Source organism: Pseudomonas sp. GD03944, assembly GCF_029839275.1.
Lineage (GTDB): Bacteria > Pseudomonadota > Gammaproteobacteria > Pseudomonadales > Pseudomonadaceae > Aquipseudomonas.
Genome location: NZ_JAOCAH010000018.1, coordinates 1 through 20,523, shown reverse-complemented (window position 1 = coordinate 20,523; position 20,523 = coordinate 1). Strand labels below are relative to the sequence as shown.

Here is a 20,523-nt window from a genome sequence, read left to right as displayed (position 1 = left end):
AAGGAGCTTCACATGACCACCCAGACCACCCCCGTTTCCGCGAACAATGGCCTCTACCAGGCCTGGCAGGCCCTGCGCCTCGAACAGCCGCGCCTGCGTGCGCGTGATGCCGCCGAGCACCTGGCGGTGAGCGAGGCGGAGCTGGTTGCCAGCCGCGTGGGGATCGATACCGTGCGCCTGCGCCCCGAGTGGGCGACGCTGCTGCCGGCGCTGGAGTCGCTGGGCTACATCATGGCGCTGACGCGCAACGAGCATTGCGTACATGAGCGCAAGGGTTACTACCGCGACGTGACCGTGACCGGCAACGGTCAGATGGGCCTGGTGGTGTCGCCCGACATCGACCTGCGCCTGTTCCTGGGCGGTTGGGCCAGCGTATTCGCCATCGCCGAAGAAACCGGCAAGGGTACCCAGCGCAGCCTGCAGGTGTTCGACCGCCAGGGTACGGCGGTGCACAAAGTGTTCCTCACGGAACAGAGCCAGCTGGACGCCTGGGCGCCGCTGCTCGAGCGTTTCCGCGCCGAGGAGCAGGACGGCCCGCTCGATCTGCAACCGCTGCCCGAACCGGCGCCGGCGCGTGCCGATGATCAGATCGATGTGGCAGCCCTGCGCGAGGGGTGGTCCACGCTGAAGGACACCCATCATTTCTTCGCCCTGCTGAAAAAACACGGCACTACCCGCACTCAGGCGCTGCGCCTGGCCGGGCGTGAGTGGGCCGAGCCGCTGGACGTGCGTGAATTGCCGAGCCTGCTGGAGCAGGCGGGCGCCCGTGAGGTGCCGGTGATGGTGTTCGTCGGCAACCGCCACTGCATCCAGATCCATACTGGCCTGGTGAAGAACCTGCGCTGGATGGACACCTGGTTCAACGTGCTCGACCCCGAGTTCAACCTGCACCTGAAGACGCCGGGCGTTACCGAACTGTGGCGGGTGCGCAAGCCGAGCAGCGACGGCGTGATCACCAGCTGGGAAGCCTACGACGCCGACGGCGAGATCGTGGTGCAGCTGTTCGGCGCCCGCAAACCGGGCGTGCCGGAGCTGGAGCAATGGCGTGCGCTGGCAGAGGGCGCGGCGGCCCTGCCGAGCTGAAGCCTGCGGTGTCCACGGGGCCGCAGTCCGGCCCCGTCACTTCTCATTCCTGACCTGACGGCAACATGCCGTCGGGGCTCTCGCATTTGGTTGGAGCCGAAACATGAAATATTACGGTCCTGCACTCGCGCTGGCGGCGAGTCTGTTGTGCCACGCCCTGCCGGTGTCGGCTGATCCCTTGCCGCAACGCTGGGTCAGTGCGGGCGGCTCGCTGAGCGAGTGGGTGGTCGCGCTGGGCGGTGAAAGCAAGCTGGTCGGGGTCGACACCACCAGCCTCAACCCGGCCTCGCTGCAGAAGCTGCCAAGCATCGGCTATCAGCGCCAACTGGCCGCCGAGGGCATCCTCGCCTTGCGACCGGATGTGTTGCTGGGCAGCGAAGAAATGGGCCCACCGCCGGTGCTGGCACAGTTGCAGGCGGCCGGTGTGCGGGTCGAATCGCTGTCGGCCAAGGCGAACATGGCTACCTTGGAAGACAACCTGACGCGTATCGGAGCGCTGTTGGGTGATCCGCAGCGCGCCGAAAAGGCCCTGGCCGATTACCAGCAGCGCCTGGCGACGCAGGCAGACTGGGTTGCCCAGGCGCAGCGTGAGCAGAAGGCACCGGGCGTCATGCTGCTGCTCGGGCACGCGGGCAACAGCCCGATGGCGGCCGGTCAGGACACGGCGGCGGCCTGGCTGATCGAGCAGGCCGGTGGGCGCAACCTGACTACGCACAACGGTTACAAGGCGCTTTCCACCGAGGCGCTGATGGCGCTCGACCCCGAGGTCGTGGTGTTCGCAGACCGGCGTCTGGTGGGTGAAGAGGCGAAGCAGGCATTGCTCAAGAGCAATCCGGCGCTGGCGGCGACCCGTGCCGCCCGTGACGGTCGCCTGGTGGCACTCGATCCGACCTTGTTGGTCGGCGGCCTGGGCCCGCGTATCCCGGATGGGCTGGCAGCCTTGTCCGCGGCCTTTTATCCTGCCAGCCAACCGTTGGCCGCCGAAGCACAACCCACACCATGAACCCAGTCATCCAACCGCGCTCACTGTTTATCGCACTGGGCCTGTTGCTCGCGCTCGCGCTCTGGCTGTCGCTGGCGCTCGGGCCGGTCAGCCTGCCGCTGGCGGACACGTTGCGCGCGTCGTTGCGCCTGCTCGGGGTGTCGCTGGGCGGCGATGAACTGCTGCAGGCCGAGCTGATTCTGGGCCAGATCCGTATGCCCCGGGCATTGCTCGGGCTGGCGGTCGGTGCCGTGCTGGCGCTGTGCGGCGTGGCGATGCAGGGATTGTTTCGCAATCCACTGGCTGACCCGGGCCTTGTCGGTGTGTCGAGCGGTGCCGCCCTTGGCGCCGCGGTGGCCATCGTCGGTGGCGCGTCGCTGGGCGGCCTGCCGCCGGCCTTCGAGCCGTACCTGCTGTCGCTGTGTGCCTTTATCGGCGGTCTGGGGGTTACCGCGTTGGTGTACCGGCTGGGGCGGCGGGATGGGCAGACCAGCGTGGCGACCATGTTGCTGGCCGGTATCGCGCTGACGGCCCTGGCGGGCGCGGTGATCGGCCTGTTCACTTATCTGGCGGATGACGCGACCCTGCGGACCCTGACGTTCTGGAACCTGGGCAGCCTCAACGGTGCCAGCTACGAGCGATTGTGGCCGTTGTTGCTGGTGACGCTGGCGGTGGCGCTATGGCTGCCGCGTCGGGCCAGGGCGTTGAATGCGCTGCTGCTGGGTGAGTCGGAAGCCCGGCACCTGGGGTTTGCGGTGGAACGGGTCAAGCGCGAGCTGGTGTTCTGCACCGCGCTGGGCGTTGGGGCCGCGGTGGCCGCGGCCGGCATGATCGGTTTTATCGGCCTGGTGGTGCCGCACCTGGTGCGCCTGATGGTCGGCCCCGACCACCGGGTGCTGTTGCCCGCCTCGGCGCTGGCGGGGGCGAGCCTGCTGCTGTTCTCTGACCTGGCGGCGCGGCTGGTGCTGGCACCGGCCGAATTGCCGATCGGGATCGTCACGGCACTGATTGGTGCGCCGTTCTTCCTTTATCTGTTATTGCGGGGACGTGCCTGATGCTCTGCGCGGAAAATCTGATGGTGCAGCGCGGCACCAGCACGGTCCTGGCGGATGTCGACCTGGAGCTTCGCCCCGGGGAAGTCCTGGGCGTCCTTGGGCCCAATGGTGCCGGCAAGAGTACGCTGCTGGCGGCCCTGTGCGGCGAACTCGCCCCGAGTGGGGGGCAGGTGCGTCTGGATCAGCGACAACTGGCGGATTGGCCTGGCAGCGAACGGGCCAAGCGCCTGGCAGTGCTGCCGCAGACGTCCACCCTGAACTTCGCCTTCCGTGTGGAAGAGGTGGTCGGCATGGGGCGTCTGCCTCACGCCAGCGGCCGGGTGCGCGATGCACAGATCGTCCAGCAGGCGCTGGAGGCTGCCGATGCGGCGCACCTGACGGGGCGCAGCTACCTGGCGCTGTCTGGTGGCGAACGCCAGCGCGTGCACCTGGCGCGGGTTCTGGCGCAACTCTGGCCGGGCGGCGAGGGGAGGATCCTGCTGCTCGATGAGCCGACCTCGATGCTCGATCCGTTGCACCAGCACACCACGCTACAGGCCACCCGAGCGTTCGCCCAGGAAGGCGCCGCAGTGCTGGTGATCCTGCATGACCTGAACCTGGCGGCCCGTTACTGTGATCGGCTGCTGCTGTTGGAGCGCGGCCGGCCCCATGTGCTGGGCACGCCCGAGCAGGTGTTGCGGGCCGAGCCGCTGTTGGCTGTTTTCGGTCTGGAGGTGCTGGTGCAACAGCATCCCGAGCGAGGGCATCCATTGATCGTTGCACGATAAGGAAACCACCATGCGTCCGCTGCTGTGCCTGTTGTTATTGTTCCTGGCCGGTTGCCAGGCCGTTCTGGCGCCATTGCCCGCCTGGCAGAGCCCGGAAGGGCGCGATCATGCCGAGGTCGGGCAGATCATCGAATTGCGCACGGGGCAACGGCTGACGCCGGAGCAACTGGTGCAACGCCTGGCTTCTTCGCCGCGGGTTCTGCTGGGGGAGCGTCACGACAACCCTGACCATCACGCCCTGCAGCTCTGGCTGCTGCGTTCGCTGGCCAGCCAGCGTGAACAGGGCAGCCTGCTGCTGGAAATGCTCACCCCCGGCCAGCAGGCGGCGGTCGACGATGCCCAGGCGCGGCTGGCCAAGGGTGAGGCCATCGCTGATCTGCCGACAGCGCTGGCCTGGCAGAAGGGTTGGGATTGGTCCTGGTACGGCGCGATCGTGCGTCATGCCCTGGCGCAGCCGTATCCGCTGCTGGCTGCCAACCTTGATCGCTCGGAGATCATGAGCATTTACCAGAATCCGCCCGCGTTGACTGGGGCGCTTTCCACCGCAGAAACGGTGAGAGCACCGCTGCTGGAGCAGATTCGCGAGTCCCACTGCGGGCTGCTGCCCGAGAGCCAGATGGCGCCGATGCTGGCCGTGCAACAGCAGCGTGACCGGCGCATGGCCGAGGCCTTGCTGGCGGCGCCGGAGCCCGCCGTGCTGTTGGCGGGGGCATTCCATACACGCCGTGATCTGGGGGTCCCCCTGCACCTGCGCGACCTGGGGGATGCTACAGGCGGGCAGGTGCTGATCTTTGCCGAGGTGGGGGATGACTCGCTGGGTGCCGAGCAGGCGGATTTCGTCTGGTACACACCGTCGACACCCGAGCAGGATCACTGCGCGAAACTGCGACGCTAGCCCCTTTCCCGATCCCGTCCCACGGTTATTCTCGGCGCTTTTCGCGTCGAGGAAGCCGTGCATGTCTGTTGCAAACGAATTGGTCACCCGCTATTTCCACGCCCTCAATGAACGGGACGCGCGCGCCTGCCTGGCCCTGCTCAGCGATGACGTGTGCCTGGACCTCAATCAGGGTATGCGCGAAGAAGGGCGTCAGGCGTTTGCCGCGTACCTGGCGCGTAACCAGCGCTGCTACCGCGAATCCTTCGACAACCTGGTGATACTCGGTGAACCCAGCGGGCGGCATGCGGCCTGCGAATTCACCTTGAGCGGCGAGTACCTGGCTACGGACGATGGCCTGCCTGATGCCTGCGGCCAGTCCTACCAGTTGCAGGCGGCGACCTTCTTCGAAATTCGCGACGGTTTGATCTGCCGGGTCAGCCAGCACTTCAACCTGCCGGAATGGCTGGCACAGGTCGATTTCTGATCGCCAGCAGGCACTTTTCTGCAGGCAAAAAAAGACCCGGCAAAAAGCCGGGTCAATAACCGTGATTAGCCTGATGAGGAGATAATCTGAAGAGTCCGACTGAAGGTCTCTAGAGCTTATCGACCGATCTCGCGATCAGTTGCGATAATAATAACAATTCTCATTTCAGTGTCAACATTCTTTTTTGCCTCAATTCACGGTACTTGAATTCCAGCGAGAACAGCGGGCTGCGTGGCCATTTTGTCAGTTGTCGGCGCTGAAATTCGCGACGATAGGTTGCGCGGTGCAGGTAGGGAACGGTGAACATCGGCTCGCTTGGCGAGGCTTTTTTACAGGCAAAAAAAGACCCGGCAAAAGCCGGGTCAATAACCGTGATTAGCCTGATGAGGAGATAATCTGAAGAGTCCGACTGAAGGTCTCTAGAGCTTATCGGCTGATCTCGCGACCAGTTGCGCTAATAATAACAATTCTCATTTCGCAGTCAACACCCTTTCCTCAGTTATTTTTCGAGGCCTTTTGCGGGCCCAAAAAACGAAAAACCCGGCACATGGCCGGGTTCGTCAGCGCGGCGGATGCGCCTTATTCTTCGCCCTCGGGAAGGCGCAATTGCGTGACTTCCTTGTTCAGCAGGTCGATACGGCGGGCCATGCTTTCGATCAGGCTGTGAGCGATGCGCGGATTGCTCTGCATCAGGCTCAGGAACTGTTCCTTGGGGATCACCATCACGGTGCAGGGCTCGCTGGCCAAAACGGTGGCGCTGCGCTTTTCACGGGTGAACACGGCCATAGCACCGAAGATTTCATCCTTCTGTACGTCGCCCACTTTGTGCCCATCGACGTACGCCTCGGCGTGCCCTTCGATGATGATGAATACGTGGTCGGCAGCGTCGCCCTGGTGGATCAGCTCTTCGCCGGCGGCGAAATGCTGGAAGCCGGTGGAGGGACGAATCTCCGGCTGCTTCAGGCGCGCCAGAGCGTCGGACAGCAGGGCGGTATGGCCGATCAGGTACTGAATGAACAGTTCCTGGCGCTGTTCGCTGGCATAAATGTGCTTGAACACGTCGGTGCGTGAATACGGCACCAGGCTCAGGGGTTCTTCGCTGCTGTAGCGGCAGCTGGGCAGGTCGATCCCTTGGCGCAGGCCTACGAGGTCGCCTTCCTGCAGGTAGAACAAGGGACGTTCATCGACCAGGGCGTGCAGCAGGCCGTTCTCGATGATGAACAGTTGGTTGCCCGGGAGTGCTTTGGCCAGGTCATCAACGCGATCCAGCACCAGGGGTTCTCCACTGGGTGCCAGTCCCTCCAGCAGCTGCGTGGGGATGCTCTGCAGGCGGTTGATCAACTGATCGGCGTAAGCCGGTTGCTCCCCGAGTAAGTACATGCGCGTAATTCCTTGAACTGGCTAAGCAGACGAACGTCCCTGAAACAATAGGCCTCGCCAGGCCTGAGGTAAATCTCTGTTTACAGAGGTTGTGAGCTATCTCTTATTGTGAGGGGTTCCGGCGTTGAGCTGCCCGTTCAATTCTGCCTTGTGAGCAGGGGGCAGTTCGCTCCAGTGGATGTCCAGCAAGGCGCCTTCGATGGCATACAGCAGGACTTTCGAGGCGCGAAAGCCGCGTGCCCTGACCGCGCGGTAGGCGCTGACGGCGCCAAGTCGGCGCAGGTCCTTGGCGCTGTGGATGCCGGCGGCATGAAGCCATTGTGCGGATGTCTTGCCCAGGTTCTTCAGGTGTTGCAATTCGTCGTTCATCGAGCCTCCTTGCGTTGCTGCTGGCGCGACCGGCTGTCAGGCGGGTTTCGGTCTGCCTGTCAGGAAGTGTAGCGGCCATTTAAAAATGCGTGGCTGATTGATATCACCTCAGTGTTTACGCGGGTTGTGCTGATAAAGGCAGGCCGGGGCGCCGCCGAAAATGGTGCGCCTCGGTGTGGGTTGGCGGTCGGTGGTGCTGGTGCAGCTACCGGGTGCGGTAGCGCAACCGGGTGCCGAAATTCATGGACATGAGGATTTCGTCGGCGGTCAGCTCCACCGGGAAATAGGCGCCGGATATCTGGGCGTGGGCGATGCTGGCGCCTTCCAGTTGGGCATTGCGCAAATCCAGGCCGCGCAGATCGGCGCCGCGGAAGTAGGCGTCGGTGAAATTGATGCGTTCAGCATCGAGGGCGCGAAGGTCCAGCCCACGGAAGTCGCCGCCGGACAGGTCGACTTCACCTGCCTGCGGTTTCTGCGCGTTGAAACCTTTCACGTCGTCGTTGTGCAGCAGGCGGTAGAGCGGGGTGTCGAGCTGGCGCGGCTGGCTCATTGGGAACATCCGGTGTTGTGGGTCACCGGAGTATAGAGCGCATGGCGACTTGTGCTCGCCATGCGCTTCGGGCTGTTGCCGTGGGCGTTAGAGACCCGGCAGGCGCTGGCGGATGCGCTCCACCAGGCTGTCGAGGCTGGCGCTGTCGTGGGTGTCGACGCGCTTGCTGTGCGCCTGCTCGTCTTCGTTCAGCGGCTCGCGCTTGGTTTGCTGGGCGGCGATCACGGCCATGCTGGCGTCGGACGGGTCCTGGTTCTCCGCCTGACGCTGAGCAAGCCAGCTGGAAATGACCTCATCCGGCGCATGGCAGTCGAGGATCAGGAAGGGCGTACCGGTGTTTTCGGCAACCTGCCAGGCGGCCTGGCGCTGCTCGCGCATCAGGTAGGTGGCATCGAGCACGACGGGCTGGCCTGCTTGCAGCACCTCACCGGCCAATTGATGCAGGTGCTGGTAGGTGGCGGTACTGGCGTCCTGGCTGTAGATGCCGGTGTTCAGGTCGTCCTGCGAACCGTCTTTCTGCTCGCCGAACAGGCGCTTGCGTTCGACATCGGAGCGTATGCGAATGGCGCCGAGGGCTTCGACCAGGCGCATGGCGACGTGGCTTTTGCCAACGGCGGAAACGCCATGGGTGATGGCCAGGAACGGCGACGGAATGGCGCTGTAGCTTTCCGCCAGGTTCGCATAGCCGCGGTACTGACGCAGGATCACGGCGCGCTGCACGGCATCCTGCTCCTGGCCCAGGCGGAACAGGTTGACCTTGGCGCGGACCAGGGCGCGGTGCGTCTTGTAGAGGTTGAACAGCTTGAGGGACGCATAGTCGCCGGTGTGCTCCAGCCAGGCGTTGGTGAAGCGGCGCGCCAGGCACTTCAGGCCACGGTCTTCGAGGTCCATGACCAGGAAAGCTGCATCCAGGGCGATGTCGATCAGGCGGAACGGCTCGTTGAACTCAATGCAGTCGAACAGGACGGCCTGGCCTTCCAGCAGGGCAGCGTTACCCAGGTGAATATCACCATGGCATTCGCGGATATAGCCTTGGCTGGCGCGCGCTTCCAGTTCGGGCCACAGGCGTTCCAGGCTGCTCTCGGCCCAGGCTTCCAGGGCGTCCAGTTGCTGCAGGTCGGCTTTATCGCTGAGCAGCGGGCGGATCTGTTCGAAGTTCTGCCGCAGCGGGGCAATGATTGCCGTCGCCGTGCACAGCGGGTGATCCAGTGCGACTTTCGGGGTGTTCAGGTGGAAGGCGGCGACCTGGGCGGCCAGGGAGTCGATATGCGCCTCGCTCAGTTCGCCCCGCGCCTGGACTTCGCCCAGCAGTTGCGACTGCGGGAACTGGCGCATCTTGAGGGCGTAGTCGATGACCGTGCCGTCGCCGTTGAGTTGGGGAGCTTCGGCGCTGCCGCTGATCGGCAGGACTTCCAGGTAGAGACCGTCGGTCAGGCGTTGGTTGAGGCGCAGTTCTTCTTCGCAGAAGTGCTTGCGGTCGGCCAACTGGGTGAAATCCAGGAAGCCGAAGTTGACCGGCTTCTTGATCTTGTAAGCGTAGGGGCCAGTGAGCAAAACCCAGGAGATATGCGTCTCGATGACCTGGAAGCCCTCTACCGGGTGCGGGTAAAGGGCCGGGTTCTGCAGGGCGGAGATCAGGGCTTGGCTCACGGACTATCCTTGGCTTGTTGGTAGGGTTCAGAGCCCACCATTATGGCGGTTGTGCGCTGTCGTGCAAACCGCCGGGCTGCGCCTGCCCGTGCCCGGCAAAGTGCGTATAATGCCGCGCCATGACTCGTACTCGATCCCCCCGTTCTCGTTCCAAGCGCCGCTCGCGTGGCCTTCGCCCCTGGCTTGGCTGGGCCGTAAAACTCGGCCTGGTTGGTCTTGTGGTGCTGGCTGGTGTAGCGGTTTACCTCGACGCCGTGGTGCAGGAGAAATTCTCCGGCAAGCGCTGGACTGTGCCCGCCAAGGTCTACGCCAGGCCTCTGGAGTTGTTCGTCGGCCAGAAGCTGGCCAAGGACGACTTCCTCAAAGAGCTGGATGCCCTGGGCTATCGCCGTGAAAGTGTGTCCAACGGCCCGGGCGCGGTGTCGGTATCCGGCAATAACATCGAGTTACACTCCCGCGGATTCCAGTTCTACGAAAGTACCGAGCCTTCCCAGCGGGTGCGTGTGCGCTTTTCCGGTGATTATGTGGCGGGCCTCAATCAGGCCAATGGCAGTGATCTGGCGGTGGCCCGACTGGAGCCGATGCTGATCGGGGGTCTGTACCCGGCGCACCAGGAAGACCGTGTGCTGATCAAGCTCGAACAGGTGCCTGCTTATCTGGTGGAGGCCCTGGTGGCGGTCGAGGACCGTGAGTTCTTCAACCATTTCGGCGTGTCGCCGAAGGGCATCGCCCGTGCCATGTGGATCAACGCCACGGCAGGGCAATTGCGGCAGGGCGGCAGTACCCTGACCCAACAGTTGGTGAAAAACTTCTTCCTCACCAACGAGCGCAGTCTGACCCGCAAGGCCACCGAGGCCATGATGGCGGTGTTGCTGGAGCTGCATTACGACAAGAACGATATCCTCGAGGCCTACCTCAACGAGGTGTTCCTCGGTCAGGATGGCCAGCGTGCCGTGCACGGCTTCGGCCTGGCCAGCCAGTACTTCTTCAGCCAGCCTTTGTCCGAGCTGAAGCTCGATCAGGTGGCGTTGCTGGTGGGGATGGTCAAGGGGCCGACGTACTACAACCCGCGCCGCAATCCGGAGCGCGCCCTGGAACGCCGCAACCTGGTGCTGGATGTGCTGGCCGAACAAGGCGTCGTTACGCCCGAAGAGGCCGCAGCCGCCAAGCAGAAGCCGCTGGGTGTGACCCAGCGGGGCAGCATGGCCAACAGTTCGTTCCCGGCCTTCCTGGATCTGGTGAAGCGCCAGTTGCGCGAAGACTACCGCGAGGAAGACCTCACCGAGGAAGGCCTGCGGATCTTCACCAGCTTCGATCCGATTCTGCAGTTGAAGGCGGAGTCCGCATTGGCGGATTCGCTGAAGCGTCTGTCGGGGCGCAAAGGTGTCGATCAGGTCGAGGCCGGCATGGTCGTGACCAACCCGGAAACCGGTGAGGTGCAGGCGCTGATCGGTAGCCGTCAGCCGCGCTTTGCCGGGTTCAACCGCGCCCTGGATGCGGTGCGGCCGATCGGCTCGTTGATCAAACCGGCCATTTACCTGACGGCGCTGGAGCGCCCGAGCCAGTTCACCCTGACCAGCTTCCTGGAGGACGAGCCGTTCTCCATCAAGGGGCAGGATGGCCAGGTCTGGCGGCCGCAGAACTATGATCGCAAGGCCCATGGCACTATTTACCTGTACCAGGGCCTGGCCAACTCCTACAACCTGTCGACCGCCAAGCTTGGCCTGGAACTGGGCGTGCCGAATGTGCTCAAAACATTAGAGCGCCTTGGCGTGCAGCACAGCTGGCCGGCCTATCCGTCGATGTTGCTGGGTGCGGGTGGTTTGAGCCCGATGGCCGTGGCAGATATGTACCAGACCCTGGCCAATGGTGGTTTCAATACGCCTCTGCGCGGGATTCGCAGCGTGCTGACGGCCGAGGGTGAGCCGCTCAAGCGCTACCCGTTCCAGATCCAGCAGCGTTTCGATGGCGGGGCCATCTATCTGTTGCAGAACGCCATGCAGCGCACCATGCGCGAGGGGACGGGGCGCTCGGTTTACAGCCAGCTGCCGGCGTCGCTCAATCTGGCGGGCAAGACGGGCACCAGTAACGATTCGCGCGACAGTTGGTTCGCCGGCTTCAGCCAGGACCTGCTGGCCGTGGTGTGGCTCGGTCGCGATGACAACGGCCCGACGCCGCTGACCGGCGCGACCGGTGCCCTGCAGGTGTGGACGGACTTCATGCGCAAGGCCGATCCTCTGCCGCTGGATATGCCGATGCCGGAAAACGTCGTGCAGGCGTGGATCGATCCCGGCACGGGCCAAGGCTCTGACCCGAGCTGCCCGGGCGCGGTGCAGATGCCGTATATTCGTGGAAGTGAGCCGGCACCTGGCGTGGCTTGTGGTATCCAGGCACCGGTCGATTCGGTGATGGATTGGGTTCGTGGCTGGTTGGATTAAGTTGAAGAGGGTGTGACGTGACCAAGTGGTTGATTCCAGTTTTAACCGCCTCTGTCCTCCTGGGTGGTTGTGCCAGCGTTCCGCGCGGCTCCATTCCGGTGGTTGACTCCGGCACTTCCGCATCCGATCGGCGCGACCAGGCGGCCGGCAACAACACCGGCTACAACGCACCGGCGGCGCAGCCGCAAGCCATGCCGGAAGATTCCGGCGTGGTGGTCATGGTCCCGGGTGGCGGCAGTGCGACGCCTATCCAGACATTCCCTGCCGGCAGCGCGCCGAGCAGCGGCGGTCTCACGTTCGATGAGCCGCTGTCGAGCGGGCCGTCGGTCAGCCAGCCGGCGAATGTCGGTGCATACAGCACGCCGTCGGCGCCGAGCATGCCCAGCGGGATTCCGAGCTCGGGCGGCCTGGCCGCTGACGAGCAACTCGACGGTCCGGTACTGGCCTTGCTGACCACTGCTCAGCAACAACAGGGCGGTGGCGACCTCAACGGCGCCGCCTCCAGCCTGGAGCGTGCACAGCGCATTGCCCCGCGCGAGCCTCAGGTGCTGTATCGCCTGGCTGAAGTGCGCCTGGCCCAGGGTGATGCGGCCCAGGCCGAGCAGTTCGCCCGTCGCGGCCTGAGCTATGCGAGTGGTCGCCCGACCTTGCAGGCCAGCCTGTGGAACCTCATCGCCCAGGCCCGCGAGCGCCAAGGCGATGCTGCTGGCGCGGCGCAAGCCCGTGAGCAGGCGCGGGTCAATCTCTGATGGATGCGCGTACGCCCCAGATTGCAGAACTTCTGCTGCTGATCGAGCGAGAGCTGCGTCAGCAGGGCTGGTGGTCGGAGGCTTCGCCCAGTGCGAAGGCGTTGGCCAGCCAAGAACCGTTCTGCGTCGACAGCATGGCCTTCGAAGAGTGGTTGCAGTGGATTTTTCTGCCGCGGATGAAGGTCTTGCTGGAGAGGGGGGCTGCACTGCCGAAAGTTTCCGGCATCCAGCCAATGGCTGAGCAGGCATTGGCCGAGCGGGGCACTCGCGCGAAAGGTGTGGTCATGCTACTCGGCGAGTTTGACGGGTTGATTGGTGGCGCAGCCTGAAGCTGCGCACCGCCTGCCTTACTTGCAGTTTTCGCTGATCGATTTCTTCGCGTCGTTGATTTGCTTCTGACGCTCTTCTTCCGTCATCCGGCGGACTTCACCGTTCACTTCGAATTCGACGCGTGGGTTGTTGTTCAACTGCGCGAGGTTGCTGCGCATGCTGTCGCAGAACTTTCTCAGTTCCGCTTCCGTGTGTGCCACTTCCTTTTTCACTTTCTCATCATATTCCGCCTGTTTGGGGTCGGCCACGCTGTCGAAGGTCGGCGCGGGCGGTGGCGGGGTGGTCGTCTTGGGCTGGGCTGTCGAGGTATTGACCGAGGTCGCCTGCTGGCCCTGCGGTGGCTGTGAGCCGAAGTGGGTCACACCTTGTTCATCGACCCATTTGTAGACCTGGCTGGCCATGGCAGATGCGCTCAGGGCGAGCAGCAAGCTACTGGTGAGAATCATGCGGCGCATGCTGTTTCCTTTTAAGAGCTGCGAAACCTGATGGTTACTATACCCAAAACAATCGAATCTTCATTCTGCGCTACGTCACAGCGGAAGATGACAGAATCCGTTAAGGACTACTTGACTTGCTCTTGCCTAATCCCAACAATCCAATGCTCGCTGTAGTGGAGTCGGCCGCAAGCAGGCTTTAGCTCAGCAGACATGAGGCGTTACCCACGCCGACCTTTGTTACACCCGCAACGCGTTACCTCGCGCTGGGTGGGAAAACCCCACAACACTTTGGGGCGTTCCCAATACTTGCTCAGTAGTAGCTGACGTAGTCGGCGACCACCGTCGCTCATGCTCTGCTAGCAGTAAACCTATCTTAGGCCGTCCCCGGTGGGCGGTTTTCTGGCGTTTTAGAGGTGAACAACGTGGAGCTTTTATCCGGCGCTGAAATGGTCGTCCGCTTTCTGCGTGACGAAGGCGTTAAGAATATCTACGGGTACCCGGGTGGTGCCCTCCTGCACATCTACGATGCCCTGTTCAAAGAGCCGGAAGTGAATCACATCCTGGTTCGTCACGAGCAGGCGGCTACCCACATGGCGGACGGCTACGCCCGCGCGACCGGCAAGGCCGGTGTGGTGCTGGTGACTTCCGGACCTGGCGCGACCAACGCCATCACCGGTATCGCCACGGCCTACATGGACTCCATTCCGATGGTCGTGCTGTCTGGCCAGGTGCCGAGCAACATGGTCGGTACCGATGCCTTCCAGGAAACCGACATGATCGGTATCTCCCGGCCGATCGTGAAGCACAGCTTCATGATCAAGCACGCATCGGAAATTCCAGAAGTCCTGAAAAAAGCGTTCTACCTGGCGCAGTCCGGCCGTCCAGGTCCGGTTGTCGTGGACATTCCGAAGGACATGACCAACCCGGCAGAGAAGTTCGAATACGTCTACCCGAAGAAGGTCAAGCTGCGCTCGTACAGCCCGGCCCTGCGTGGCCATTCCGGCCAGATCCGCAAGGCCGCCGAAATGCTGCTGAGCGCCAAGCGCCCGATGGTCTATTCGGGCGGTGGCGTGATCATGGGGGGCGCTGCCGCGCCGCTGACCGAGCTGGCACAAATGCTCAACCTGCCGGTGACCAACACCCTGATGGGCCTGGGTGGCTACCCAGGCACCGACCGTCAGTTCCTGGGCATGCTGGGCATGCACGGCAGCTACACCGCCAACCTGGCCATGCACCATGCCGACGTGATCCTCGCGGTCGGCGCGCGTTTCGATGACCGCGTGATCAACGGCCCGAGCAAGTTCTGCCCGAACGCCAAGATCATCCACATCGACATCGACCCGGCCTCCATTTCCAAGACCATCAAGGCAGACGTCCCGATCGTTGGCCCGGTGGACAGCGTCCTGACCGAGATGGTCGCCATCCTCAAGGAAATCGGCGAGCACCTGAACAAGGAAGCGCTGGCCAGTTGGTGGAAGCAGATCGAAGAGTGGCGCGGCAGCCGCGGCACCTTCCCGTACGAGAAGGGCGACGGCAGCATCATCAAGCCGCAGACCGTGATCGAGACCCTGTGCGAAGTCACCAATGGCGACGCCTTCGTGACCTCCGACGTGGGTCAGCACCAGATGTTCGCGGCGCAATACTACCGCTTCAACAAGCCCAATCGCTGGATCAACTCCGGCGGCCTGGGCACCATGGGCTTCGGTTTCCCGGCGGCCATGGGTGTGAAGTTGAGCTTCCCCGACGACGACGTCGCGTGCGTGACCGGTGAAGGCAGCATCCAGATGAATATCCAGGAGCTGTCGACCTGCATGCAGTACGGCCTGCCGGTGAAGATCGTCAACCTGAACAATGGCGCCCTCGGTATGGTGCGTCAGTGGCAGGACATGATGTACAGCAGCCGTCACTCGCACTCCTACATGGAGTCGCTGCCGGACTTCGTCAAACTGGCCGAGGCCTATGGCCATGTCGGTATCCGCATCACTGACCTGAAAGACCTCAAGTCGAAGATGGCCGAAGCCTTCGCCATGAAGGATCGACTGGTGTTCCTCGATATCCAGGTCGATACCAGTGAGCACGTCTATCCGATGCAGATCAGAGACGGCTCGATGCGCGATATGTGGCTGAGCAAGACGGAGCGTACCTAACCATGCGACACATTATTTCCCTGCTGCTGGAAAACGAGCCCGGCGCACTGTCCCGCGTGGTGGGTCTGTTCTCGCAACGCAACTACAACATCGAAAGCCTCACCGTGGCGCCGACCGAAGACCCGACCCTGTCGCGTCTGACGCTGACCACCGTAGGGCATGATGAGGTCATCGAGCAGATCACCAAGAACCTCAACAAGCTGGTCGAGGTGGTCAAACTGGTCGACCTGTCGGAAAGCGCGCACATCGAGCGCGAGCTGATGCTGGTGAAGGTCAAGGCGACGGGCGCTCAGCGCGCCGAAGTCAAACGCACCACCGACATCTTCCGCGGGCAGATCGTCGATGTGACCAGCAGCGTGTACACCATTCAATTGGCTGGCACGAGCGACAAGCTGGACAGCTTCATCCAGGCTATCGGCACTGCGTCGATCCTGGAGACCGTGCGTAGCGGTGTTACCGGCATTGCCCGGGGCGACAAGGTACTGAGTATCTGATCGTTCTGTAAAAAAGGGCCCCGCTTCGTGCGGGGCTTTTTTTTCCGAAATTTATGGCTGGCGGTTCCAGAAGGCCGCGATCAGCGGGTCCTTGAGACGCTTTTCCAGGGCGAACAGACCGATGTCGTAGGCGGTCAGCGGCGGTTGGATGTCGTAGATACGAATGCGCGCCGTCAGAGGGCTGTTGTCGAGCACGATCTGCGGCACCACGCCGATACCGAACCCCAGGCTCACCATGCTGACGATGGCTTCGTTGCCGCTCACTTGGGCGTAGATCCGCGGTTTGATGTTGTGGCTTTTCAGCCAGCGGTCAGTGCGGGTTCGCGCCAAGCCCTCTTCCGAGAGAATCATCGGCACGTCCCGCCAACTGGCGGCGCTCGGGTTCTTCAACTGGTCCTCATTCAGCAACTGAGGAGACTGCGGGCCAATGAAGCACAGCTCGGAGCGGGCAATCGATTGAAACGCGATCCCGGCCGGCAGGCTGTCGGGGCGGGCGCCGATGGCCAGGTCTTCCAGGCCTTCCTGCACGCGTTCGACAGCTTTTGCCGGGTCGCCGGTGTGCAGCTTCATTTCGATGCGTGGGTAGTCCTGCCGGAAACTGCTCAGGATGTCATAGAGGAAACTGTAGCTGGCGGTAACCGAGCAGTAGAGAGAGAGTTCGCCATGCAGGATCAACTGGTCCTGCTTGAATGCCTGGCGAATGGCCTGCCAGCCGTTCAAGACCTCGCTCGCGTATTCACGGAACTGTTGCCCTTCGCGGGTCAGGCGGACCGAGCGGTTGTCGCGCAAGAAGAGCGGGGCGCCGAGCTCTTCTTCGAGCTGCTTGATGCTGCGGCTGAGTGCGGAAGGGCTGACATGCTGTTCACGGCTGGTTTTGCCGAAGTGCAGGTTGTCGGCCAGGGAAAGAAAGAGCCTGAGGGCGTGGCTGTCCATTTTTGCATTTCATTTTTCGGCATGTTGTGTTGCAAATATATCATTTTACGCAACGGGCAGGATCACTTAAGGTGCTTTTGTCGCGGTGCGTGCACCCATCCCTTTCGACCAAAAGAGCCAAGAACATGAAAGTTTATTACGACAAAGACTGTGACCTCTCGATCATCCAGGGCAAGAAAGTTGCCATCATCGGTTACGGTTCCCAGGGCCATGCACAGGCGTGCAACCTGAAGGACTCCGGTGTAGATGTCACTGTCGGTCTGCGTAAAGGCTCGGCCACCGTTGCCAAGGCAGAAGCCCACGGCCTGAAAGTTGCCGACGTGGCCACTGCTGTCGCTTCCGCCGACCTCGTCATGATCCTGACTCCGGACGAATTCCAGGGCACGCTGTACAAGAACGAGATCGAGCCGAACATCAAGAAAGGGGCCACCCTGGCCTTCTCCCACGGCTTCTCGATCCATTACAACCAGGTCGTTCCGCGCGCCGATCTCGACGTGATCATGATCGCGCCGAAAGCCCCGGGCCACACCGTGCGTACCGAGTTCGTCAAGGGCGGCGGTATTCCTGACCTGATCGCGGTTTACCAGGACGCCTCCGGCAACGCCAAGAACGTCGCTCTGTCCTACGCCTCCGGCGTTGGCGGTGGCCGCACCGGCATCATCGAAACCACCTTCAAGGACGAGACCGAAACCGACCTGTTCGGCGAGCAGGCCGTTCTGTGCGGCGGTTGCGTGGAGCTGGTCAAGGCTGGCTTCGACACCCTGGTCGAAGCGGGCTATGCCCCTGAAATGGCTTACTTCGAGTGCCTGCACGAGCTGAAGCTGATCGTTGACCTGATGTTCGAAGGCGGCATCGCCAATATGAACTACTCGATCTCCAACAACGCCGAGTACGGTGAGTACGTCACCGGTCCGGAAGTGATCAATGAGCAGTCCCGCGAAGCCATGCGCAACGCCCTGAAGCGTATCCAGAACGGTGAATACGCGAAGATGTTCATCCAGGAAGGTGCGAGCAACTATGCTTCCATGACCGCCTACCGCCGCAACAATGCCGCTCATGGCATCGAAGTGGTCGGTGAGAAGCTGCGCGCCATGATGCCGTGGATCGCTGCCAACAAGATCGTCGACAAGGCTAAGAACTAAGGCCTTCCGATGTTCTGAAAAAACGCGGCCATGGCCGCGTTTTTTCGTTATGACGCAAGGCTTCTGGTATAAAGCCTGATCGTTGTGTCAGGACATCCCTCGAACCTCGTTGGAGGGCGCCTGTCGAAATTCTTCAAACCCGTTGCAAGGTGTAGTTCATGAGCGAACGTCCAGAAGAGCCCAAATCGGCCCCCGATGCGGATAGCCTGTTGCCCATTGATGAGCATGTCGAGGAAGGGCATGACGCCGACGGGCGCAAGGTTCGCCACCGTGGCATCTACCTGCTGCCGAACCTGTTCACCACGGCCAATCTGTTCGCCGGGTTCTACGCCATCATCAACGCCATGAACGGCAACTTCTACGTGGCTGCTGCCGCCGTATTCGTCGCCATGGTGCTCGATAGCCTCGACGGCCGTGTCGCTCGCCTGACCAACACGCAGAGCGCCTTTGGTGCCGAGTACGATTCGTTGTCCGACATGGTGGCGTTCGGCGTGGCGCCTGCGCTGTTGGCGTTCGAATGGGCGCTGGGCAGCATGGGTAAGGTCGGCTGGATGGTGGCCTTCATCTATGTGGCCGGCGCAGCGTTGCGCCTGGCGCGCTTCAACACTCAGATCGGCAGTACCGACAAACGCTATTTCATCGGTTTGGCCAGTCCGGCAGCCGCTGGCGTGGTGGCGGGAACCGTATGGGCGTTCAGCGACTTCGGCATCAAAGGATCGAACATGGCCTTCGCAGTCGCGATACTCGTCGCTGCAGCCGGCATGCTCATGGTCAGTAATATCAAGTACAACAGTTTCAAGGACCTCGACTTGAAAGGTCGCGTGCCGTTCGTGGCGATCCTGGCGGTGGTATTGGTCTTCGCGGTCGTCTTCAGCGACCCACCCCGGATTCTGCTGATCATCTTCCTGGCGTATGCTGCATCAGGCCCTGTGCAGTATTTGTTGCAACTGCGTCGCCGTAAGAGCGTCGAGTGATGTAATTTCCTCCCGGCTCCGCGGTCTACAGGCGCATCCATTCCTGTCGCTGCGGAGCTGTCATGCTTATTCGCATCCCCCCTGCTTCAGCCTCGCACGAGTCTGAAGTCACTCCCGAATCCATCTACCTGTCTCGTCGTCGGCTGCTGTCAGCGGCGGGTGGGCTCGCGGCGCTCTCCATGCTCCCTGTTTCGGCCCGTGCCGACATGGCGCGCTACGCCGATGTCGAGCCGGCTGCAGCGCCTGACTGGTTCGCACAGAAGCTCGAGAAGACCCGCTGGCAGGCCGTTACCGCCGGCGACGAGAAGCTCACGCCGTTCAAGGACGCCACGCACTACAACAACTTCTATGAGTTCGGGCCTGACAAGGGTGACCCGGCGCGAAACGCCGGTGCCATGAAAGTCGAGCCCTGGACGGTCATGGTCGATGGTGAGGTCAACAAGCCAGGACGTTATGGTGTGGAAGACTTGGTCAAGCCTCACCAGTTGGAGGAGCGCATCTACCGTTTGCGCTGTGTCGAAGCGTGGTCGATGGTCATTCCATGGCTCGGTTTTCCGCTTGGCGAACTGATCAAGCAGGCTGATCCCAACGGCAATGCCAAGTTCGTCCGTTTCGAAACGCTCGTCGATCCTGAGCGCATGCCGGGGCAGCGTTCAGGGTTCTCCTTGATCAAATGGCCTTACGTGGAAGGCTTGCGGCTGGATGAGGCGATGCATCCGCTGACAATCCTGGCCGTGGGCATGTATGGCCGGGTGCTGCCGGCGCAGAACGGGGCGCCTTTGCGTCTGGTCGTGCCCTGGAAGTATGGATTCAAGAGCATCAAATCGATCGTGCGTATCAGCTTGGTGCGTGAGGCGCCGACCACAACTTGGGAAGCACTGGCGCCGGAAGAGTATGGCTTCTATGCCAACGTGAACCCCGAGGTCGATCATCCGCGCTGGACGCAGGCGCGTGAGCGTCGTTTGCCGAGCAGCCTGTTCAGTCCGAATGTCATGCCCACCCGTATGTTCAACGGCTACGACGAGGTGGCCGATCTGTACGCCGGTCTCGATCTGCGGAAGAACTACTGATGCGCTATCGGCTGTGGCGGTGCGCAGTGTTCGTGGGGGCGTTGGTGTTCCCGTTGTACTGGCTGTACCAGGCCTGGATCTTCGCGCTGGGGGCGGACCCCGGCAAGGTGCTGGTGGAGCGCCTGGGCTTGGGGGCGTTGATCCTGTTGCTGCTGACGCTGGCCATGACGCCTTTGCGTCAGATGACCGGATGGGGTGGTTGGATCGCTATTCGTCGACAGCTGGGGCTGTGGTGCTTCACTTATGCGCTGCTGCACCTGGCAGCCTATGCGGTGTTCCTGGTGGGACTCGATATGGGGCAGTTGCTGATCGATCTGGGCGAGCGTCCCTATATCATCGTTGGTGCGTCGGCACTGTTGGGATTGCTGGCCTTGGCGGTCACCTCCAATCGCTACAGCGTGCGAGCACTTGGCCGGCGCTGGAAGCAGTTGCATCGGCTGGTCTATCCGATTCTCGTCCTGGCCCTGGTGCATATGCTCTGGGTGGTGCGTGCGGATTTACGGGAATGGGCTTTCTATGCGCTTGCAGGGACGGTGCTTTTGCTAATGCGCGTGCCAGCTGTCGCCGGTTGGCTGGCGCGGCTGCCCAAGCTGCGTGAGCGAGTTATGACAA

At 62.4% G+C, this 20,523-nt stretch carries 21 protein-coding genes; 15 read left to right on the top strand and 6 right to left on the bottom strand.

Going from position 1 to position 20,523, the window contains the following annotated elements:
- Positions 1 to 12 precede the first annotated feature (12 nt).
- The 6 genes from N5C28_RS21625 (at position 13) to N5C28_RS21600 (ending at position 5,248) form a co-directional block, all read left to right on the top strand.
- Positions 13 to 1,083 (top strand): ChuX/HutX family heme-like substrate-binding protein, encoded by a 1,071-nt coding sequence (locus N5C28_RS21625; protein WP_279825402.1) that lies wholly within the window; start codon positions 13 to 15, stop codon positions 1,081 to 1,083.
- A 103-nt stretch (positions 1,084 to 1,186) separates the two neighbouring features.
- On the top strand, positions 1,187 to 2,086 hold the full coding sequence (locus tag N5C28_RS21620; protein ID WP_279825401.1) for an ABC transporter substrate-binding protein: 900 nt from the start codon (positions 1,187 to 1,189) through the stop codon (positions 2,084 to 2,086).
- Positions 2,083 to 3,120 carry an iron ABC transporter permease gene (locus N5C28_RS21615; protein ID WP_279825400.1) on the top strand — a complete coding sequence of 346 codons (1,038 nt, stop codon included), beginning with the start codon at positions 2,083 to 2,085 and terminating at the stop codon, positions 3,118 to 3,120. The genes N5C28_RS21620 and N5C28_RS21615 overlap by 4 nt, the downstream gene beginning before the upstream one ends.
- A complete protein-coding gene (locus tag N5C28_RS21610) occupies positions 3,120 to 3,887 on the top strand; it encodes a heme ABC transporter ATP-binding protein (protein WP_279825399.1) in 768 nt (255 codons plus the stop codon). Before N5C28_RS21615 ends, N5C28_RS21610 begins: the two co-directional genes overlap by 1 nt.
- Before the next feature lie 10 nt (positions 3,888 to 3,897).
- The gene (locus N5C28_RS21605; RefSeq protein ID WP_279825398.1) at positions 3,898 to 4,782 is read left to right on the top strand and encodes a ChaN family lipoprotein; all 885 of its coding nucleotides are present in this window, start codon (positions 3,898 to 3,900) and stop codon (positions 4,780 to 4,782) included.
- A 61-nt stretch (positions 4,783 to 4,843) separates the two neighbouring features.
- Positions 4,844 to 5,248, top strand: coding sequence for a nuclear transport factor 2 family protein (locus N5C28_RS21600; RefSeq protein ID WP_279825397.1), 405 nt, complete (start codon positions 4,844 to 4,846; stop codon positions 5,246 to 5,248).
- A 579-nt stretch (positions 5,249 to 5,827) separates the two neighbouring features.
- Here N5C28_RS21600 and N5C28_RS21595 read toward each other — a convergent pair.
- From N5C28_RS21595 to N5C28_RS21580, 4 genes are all read right to left on the bottom strand, one after another.
- On the bottom strand, positions 5,828 to 6,628 hold the full coding sequence (locus tag N5C28_RS21595) for a cyclic nucleotide-binding domain-containing protein (RefSeq protein WP_279825396.1): 801 nt from the start codon (positions 6,626 to 6,628) through the stop codon (positions 5,828 to 5,830).
- Between the two features lie 96 nt (positions 6,629 to 6,724).
- Complete coding sequence (locus tag N5C28_RS21590) at positions 6,725 to 6,997, bottom strand: TfoX/Sxy family protein (protein WP_279825395.1); 273 nt, start codon at positions 6,995 to 6,997, stop codon at positions 6,725 to 6,727.
- A gap of 205 nt (positions 6,998 to 7,202) precedes the next feature.
- Positions 7,203 to 7,547 carry a pentapeptide repeat-containing protein gene (locus N5C28_RS21585; RefSeq protein ID WP_279825393.1) on the bottom strand — a complete coding sequence of 115 codons (345 nt, stop codon included), beginning with the start codon at positions 7,545 to 7,547 and terminating at the stop codon, positions 7,203 to 7,205.
- Between the two features lie 87 nt (positions 7,548 to 7,634).
- Positions 7,635 to 9,197: a bifunctional aminoglycoside phosphotransferase/ATP-binding protein gene (locus tag N5C28_RS21580; protein WP_279825392.1), complete on the bottom strand. Its 1,563-nt coding sequence runs from the start codon at positions 9,195 to 9,197 to the stop codon at positions 7,635 to 7,637.
- Between the two features lie 119 nt (positions 9,198 to 9,316).
- Here N5C28_RS21580 and mrcB point away from each other — a divergent pair, with 119 nt between their 5' ends.
- The 3 genes from mrcB to N5C28_RS21565 are packed head-to-tail and all read left to right on the top strand — an operon-like array spanning position 9,317 to position 12,713.
- The gene (gene mrcB / locus N5C28_RS21575) at positions 9,317 to 11,635 is read left to right on the top strand and encodes a penicillin-binding protein 1B (RefSeq protein ID WP_279825391.1); all 2,319 of its coding nucleotides are present in this window, start codon (positions 9,317 to 9,319) and stop codon (positions 11,633 to 11,635) included.
- A 17-nt stretch (positions 11,636 to 11,652) separates the two neighbouring features.
- On the top strand, positions 11,653 to 12,384 hold the full coding sequence (locus N5C28_RS21570) for a tetratricopeptide repeat protein (protein ID WP_279825389.1): 732 nt from the start codon (positions 11,653 to 11,655) through the stop codon (positions 12,382 to 12,384).
- Entirely contained in the window at positions 12,384 to 12,713 is a 330-nt protein-coding gene (locus N5C28_RS21565) for a YqcC family protein (RefSeq protein ID WP_279825388.1), read from the top strand. The genes N5C28_RS21570 and N5C28_RS21565 overlap by 1 nt, the downstream gene beginning before the upstream one ends.
- Positions 12,714 to 12,731: 18 nt before the next feature.
- Here the strand turns inward: N5C28_RS21565 and N5C28_RS21560 are convergent, their stop codons facing one another.
- A complete protein-coding gene (locus tag N5C28_RS21560) occupies positions 12,732 to 13,169 on the bottom strand; it encodes a DUF4124 domain-containing protein (protein WP_279825387.1) in 438 nt (145 codons plus the stop codon).
- 404 nt (positions 13,170 to 13,573) lie between these two features.
- Between N5C28_RS21560 and N5C28_RS21555 the strand changes: the two genes are divergently transcribed.
- Positions 13,574 to 15,298 carry an acetolactate synthase 3 large subunit gene (locus N5C28_RS21555; RefSeq protein ID WP_279825386.1) on the top strand — a complete coding sequence of 575 codons (1,725 nt, stop codon included), beginning with the start codon at positions 13,574 to 13,576 and terminating at the stop codon, positions 15,296 to 15,298.
- A 2-nt stretch (positions 15,299 to 15,300) separates the two neighbouring features.
- A complete protein-coding gene (gene ilvN / locus N5C28_RS21550) occupies positions 15,301 to 15,792 on the top strand; it encodes an acetolactate synthase small subunit (protein WP_279825384.1) in 492 nt (163 codons plus the stop codon).
- A 51-nt stretch (positions 15,793 to 15,843) separates the two neighbouring features.
- Here the strand turns inward: ilvN and ilvY are convergent, their stop codons facing one another.
- Entirely contained in the window at positions 15,844 to 16,725 is an 882-nt protein-coding gene (ilvY, locus tag N5C28_RS21545; protein WP_279825382.1) for an HTH-type transcriptional activator IlvY, read from the bottom strand.
- A gap of 125 nt (positions 16,726 to 16,850) precedes the next feature.
- On the opposite strand from ilvY, the gene ilvC reads away from it, so the two are divergent.
- The 4 genes from ilvC to msrQ form a co-directional block, all read left to right on the top strand.
- The gene (gene ilvC, locus N5C28_RS21540) at positions 16,851 to 17,867 is read left to right on the top strand and encodes a ketol-acid reductoisomerase (protein ID WP_279825380.1); all 1,017 of its coding nucleotides are present in this window, start codon (positions 16,851 to 16,853) and stop codon (positions 17,865 to 17,867) included.
- A gap of 158 nt (positions 17,868 to 18,025) precedes the next feature.
- The gene (gene pssA, locus N5C28_RS21535) at positions 18,026 to 18,841 is read left to right on the top strand and encodes a CDP-diacylglycerol--serine O-phosphatidyltransferase (RefSeq protein WP_279825379.1); all 816 of its coding nucleotides are present in this window, start codon (positions 18,026 to 18,028) and stop codon (positions 18,839 to 18,841) included.
- 62 nt (positions 18,842 to 18,903) lie between these two features.
- The gene (gene msrP, locus N5C28_RS21530) at positions 18,904 to 19,911 is read left to right on the top strand and encodes a protein-methionine-sulfoxide reductase catalytic subunit MsrP (protein ID WP_279825378.1); all 1,008 of its coding nucleotides are present in this window, start codon (positions 18,904 to 18,906) and stop codon (positions 19,909 to 19,911) included.
- Positions 19,911 to 20,523: protein-methionine-sulfoxide reductase heme-binding subunit MsrQ (msrQ, locus tag N5C28_RS21525; protein ID WP_279825377.1), on the top strand; the 613-nt coding region annotated here is incomplete at its 3' end. The genes msrP and msrQ, both read left to right, overlap by 1 nt.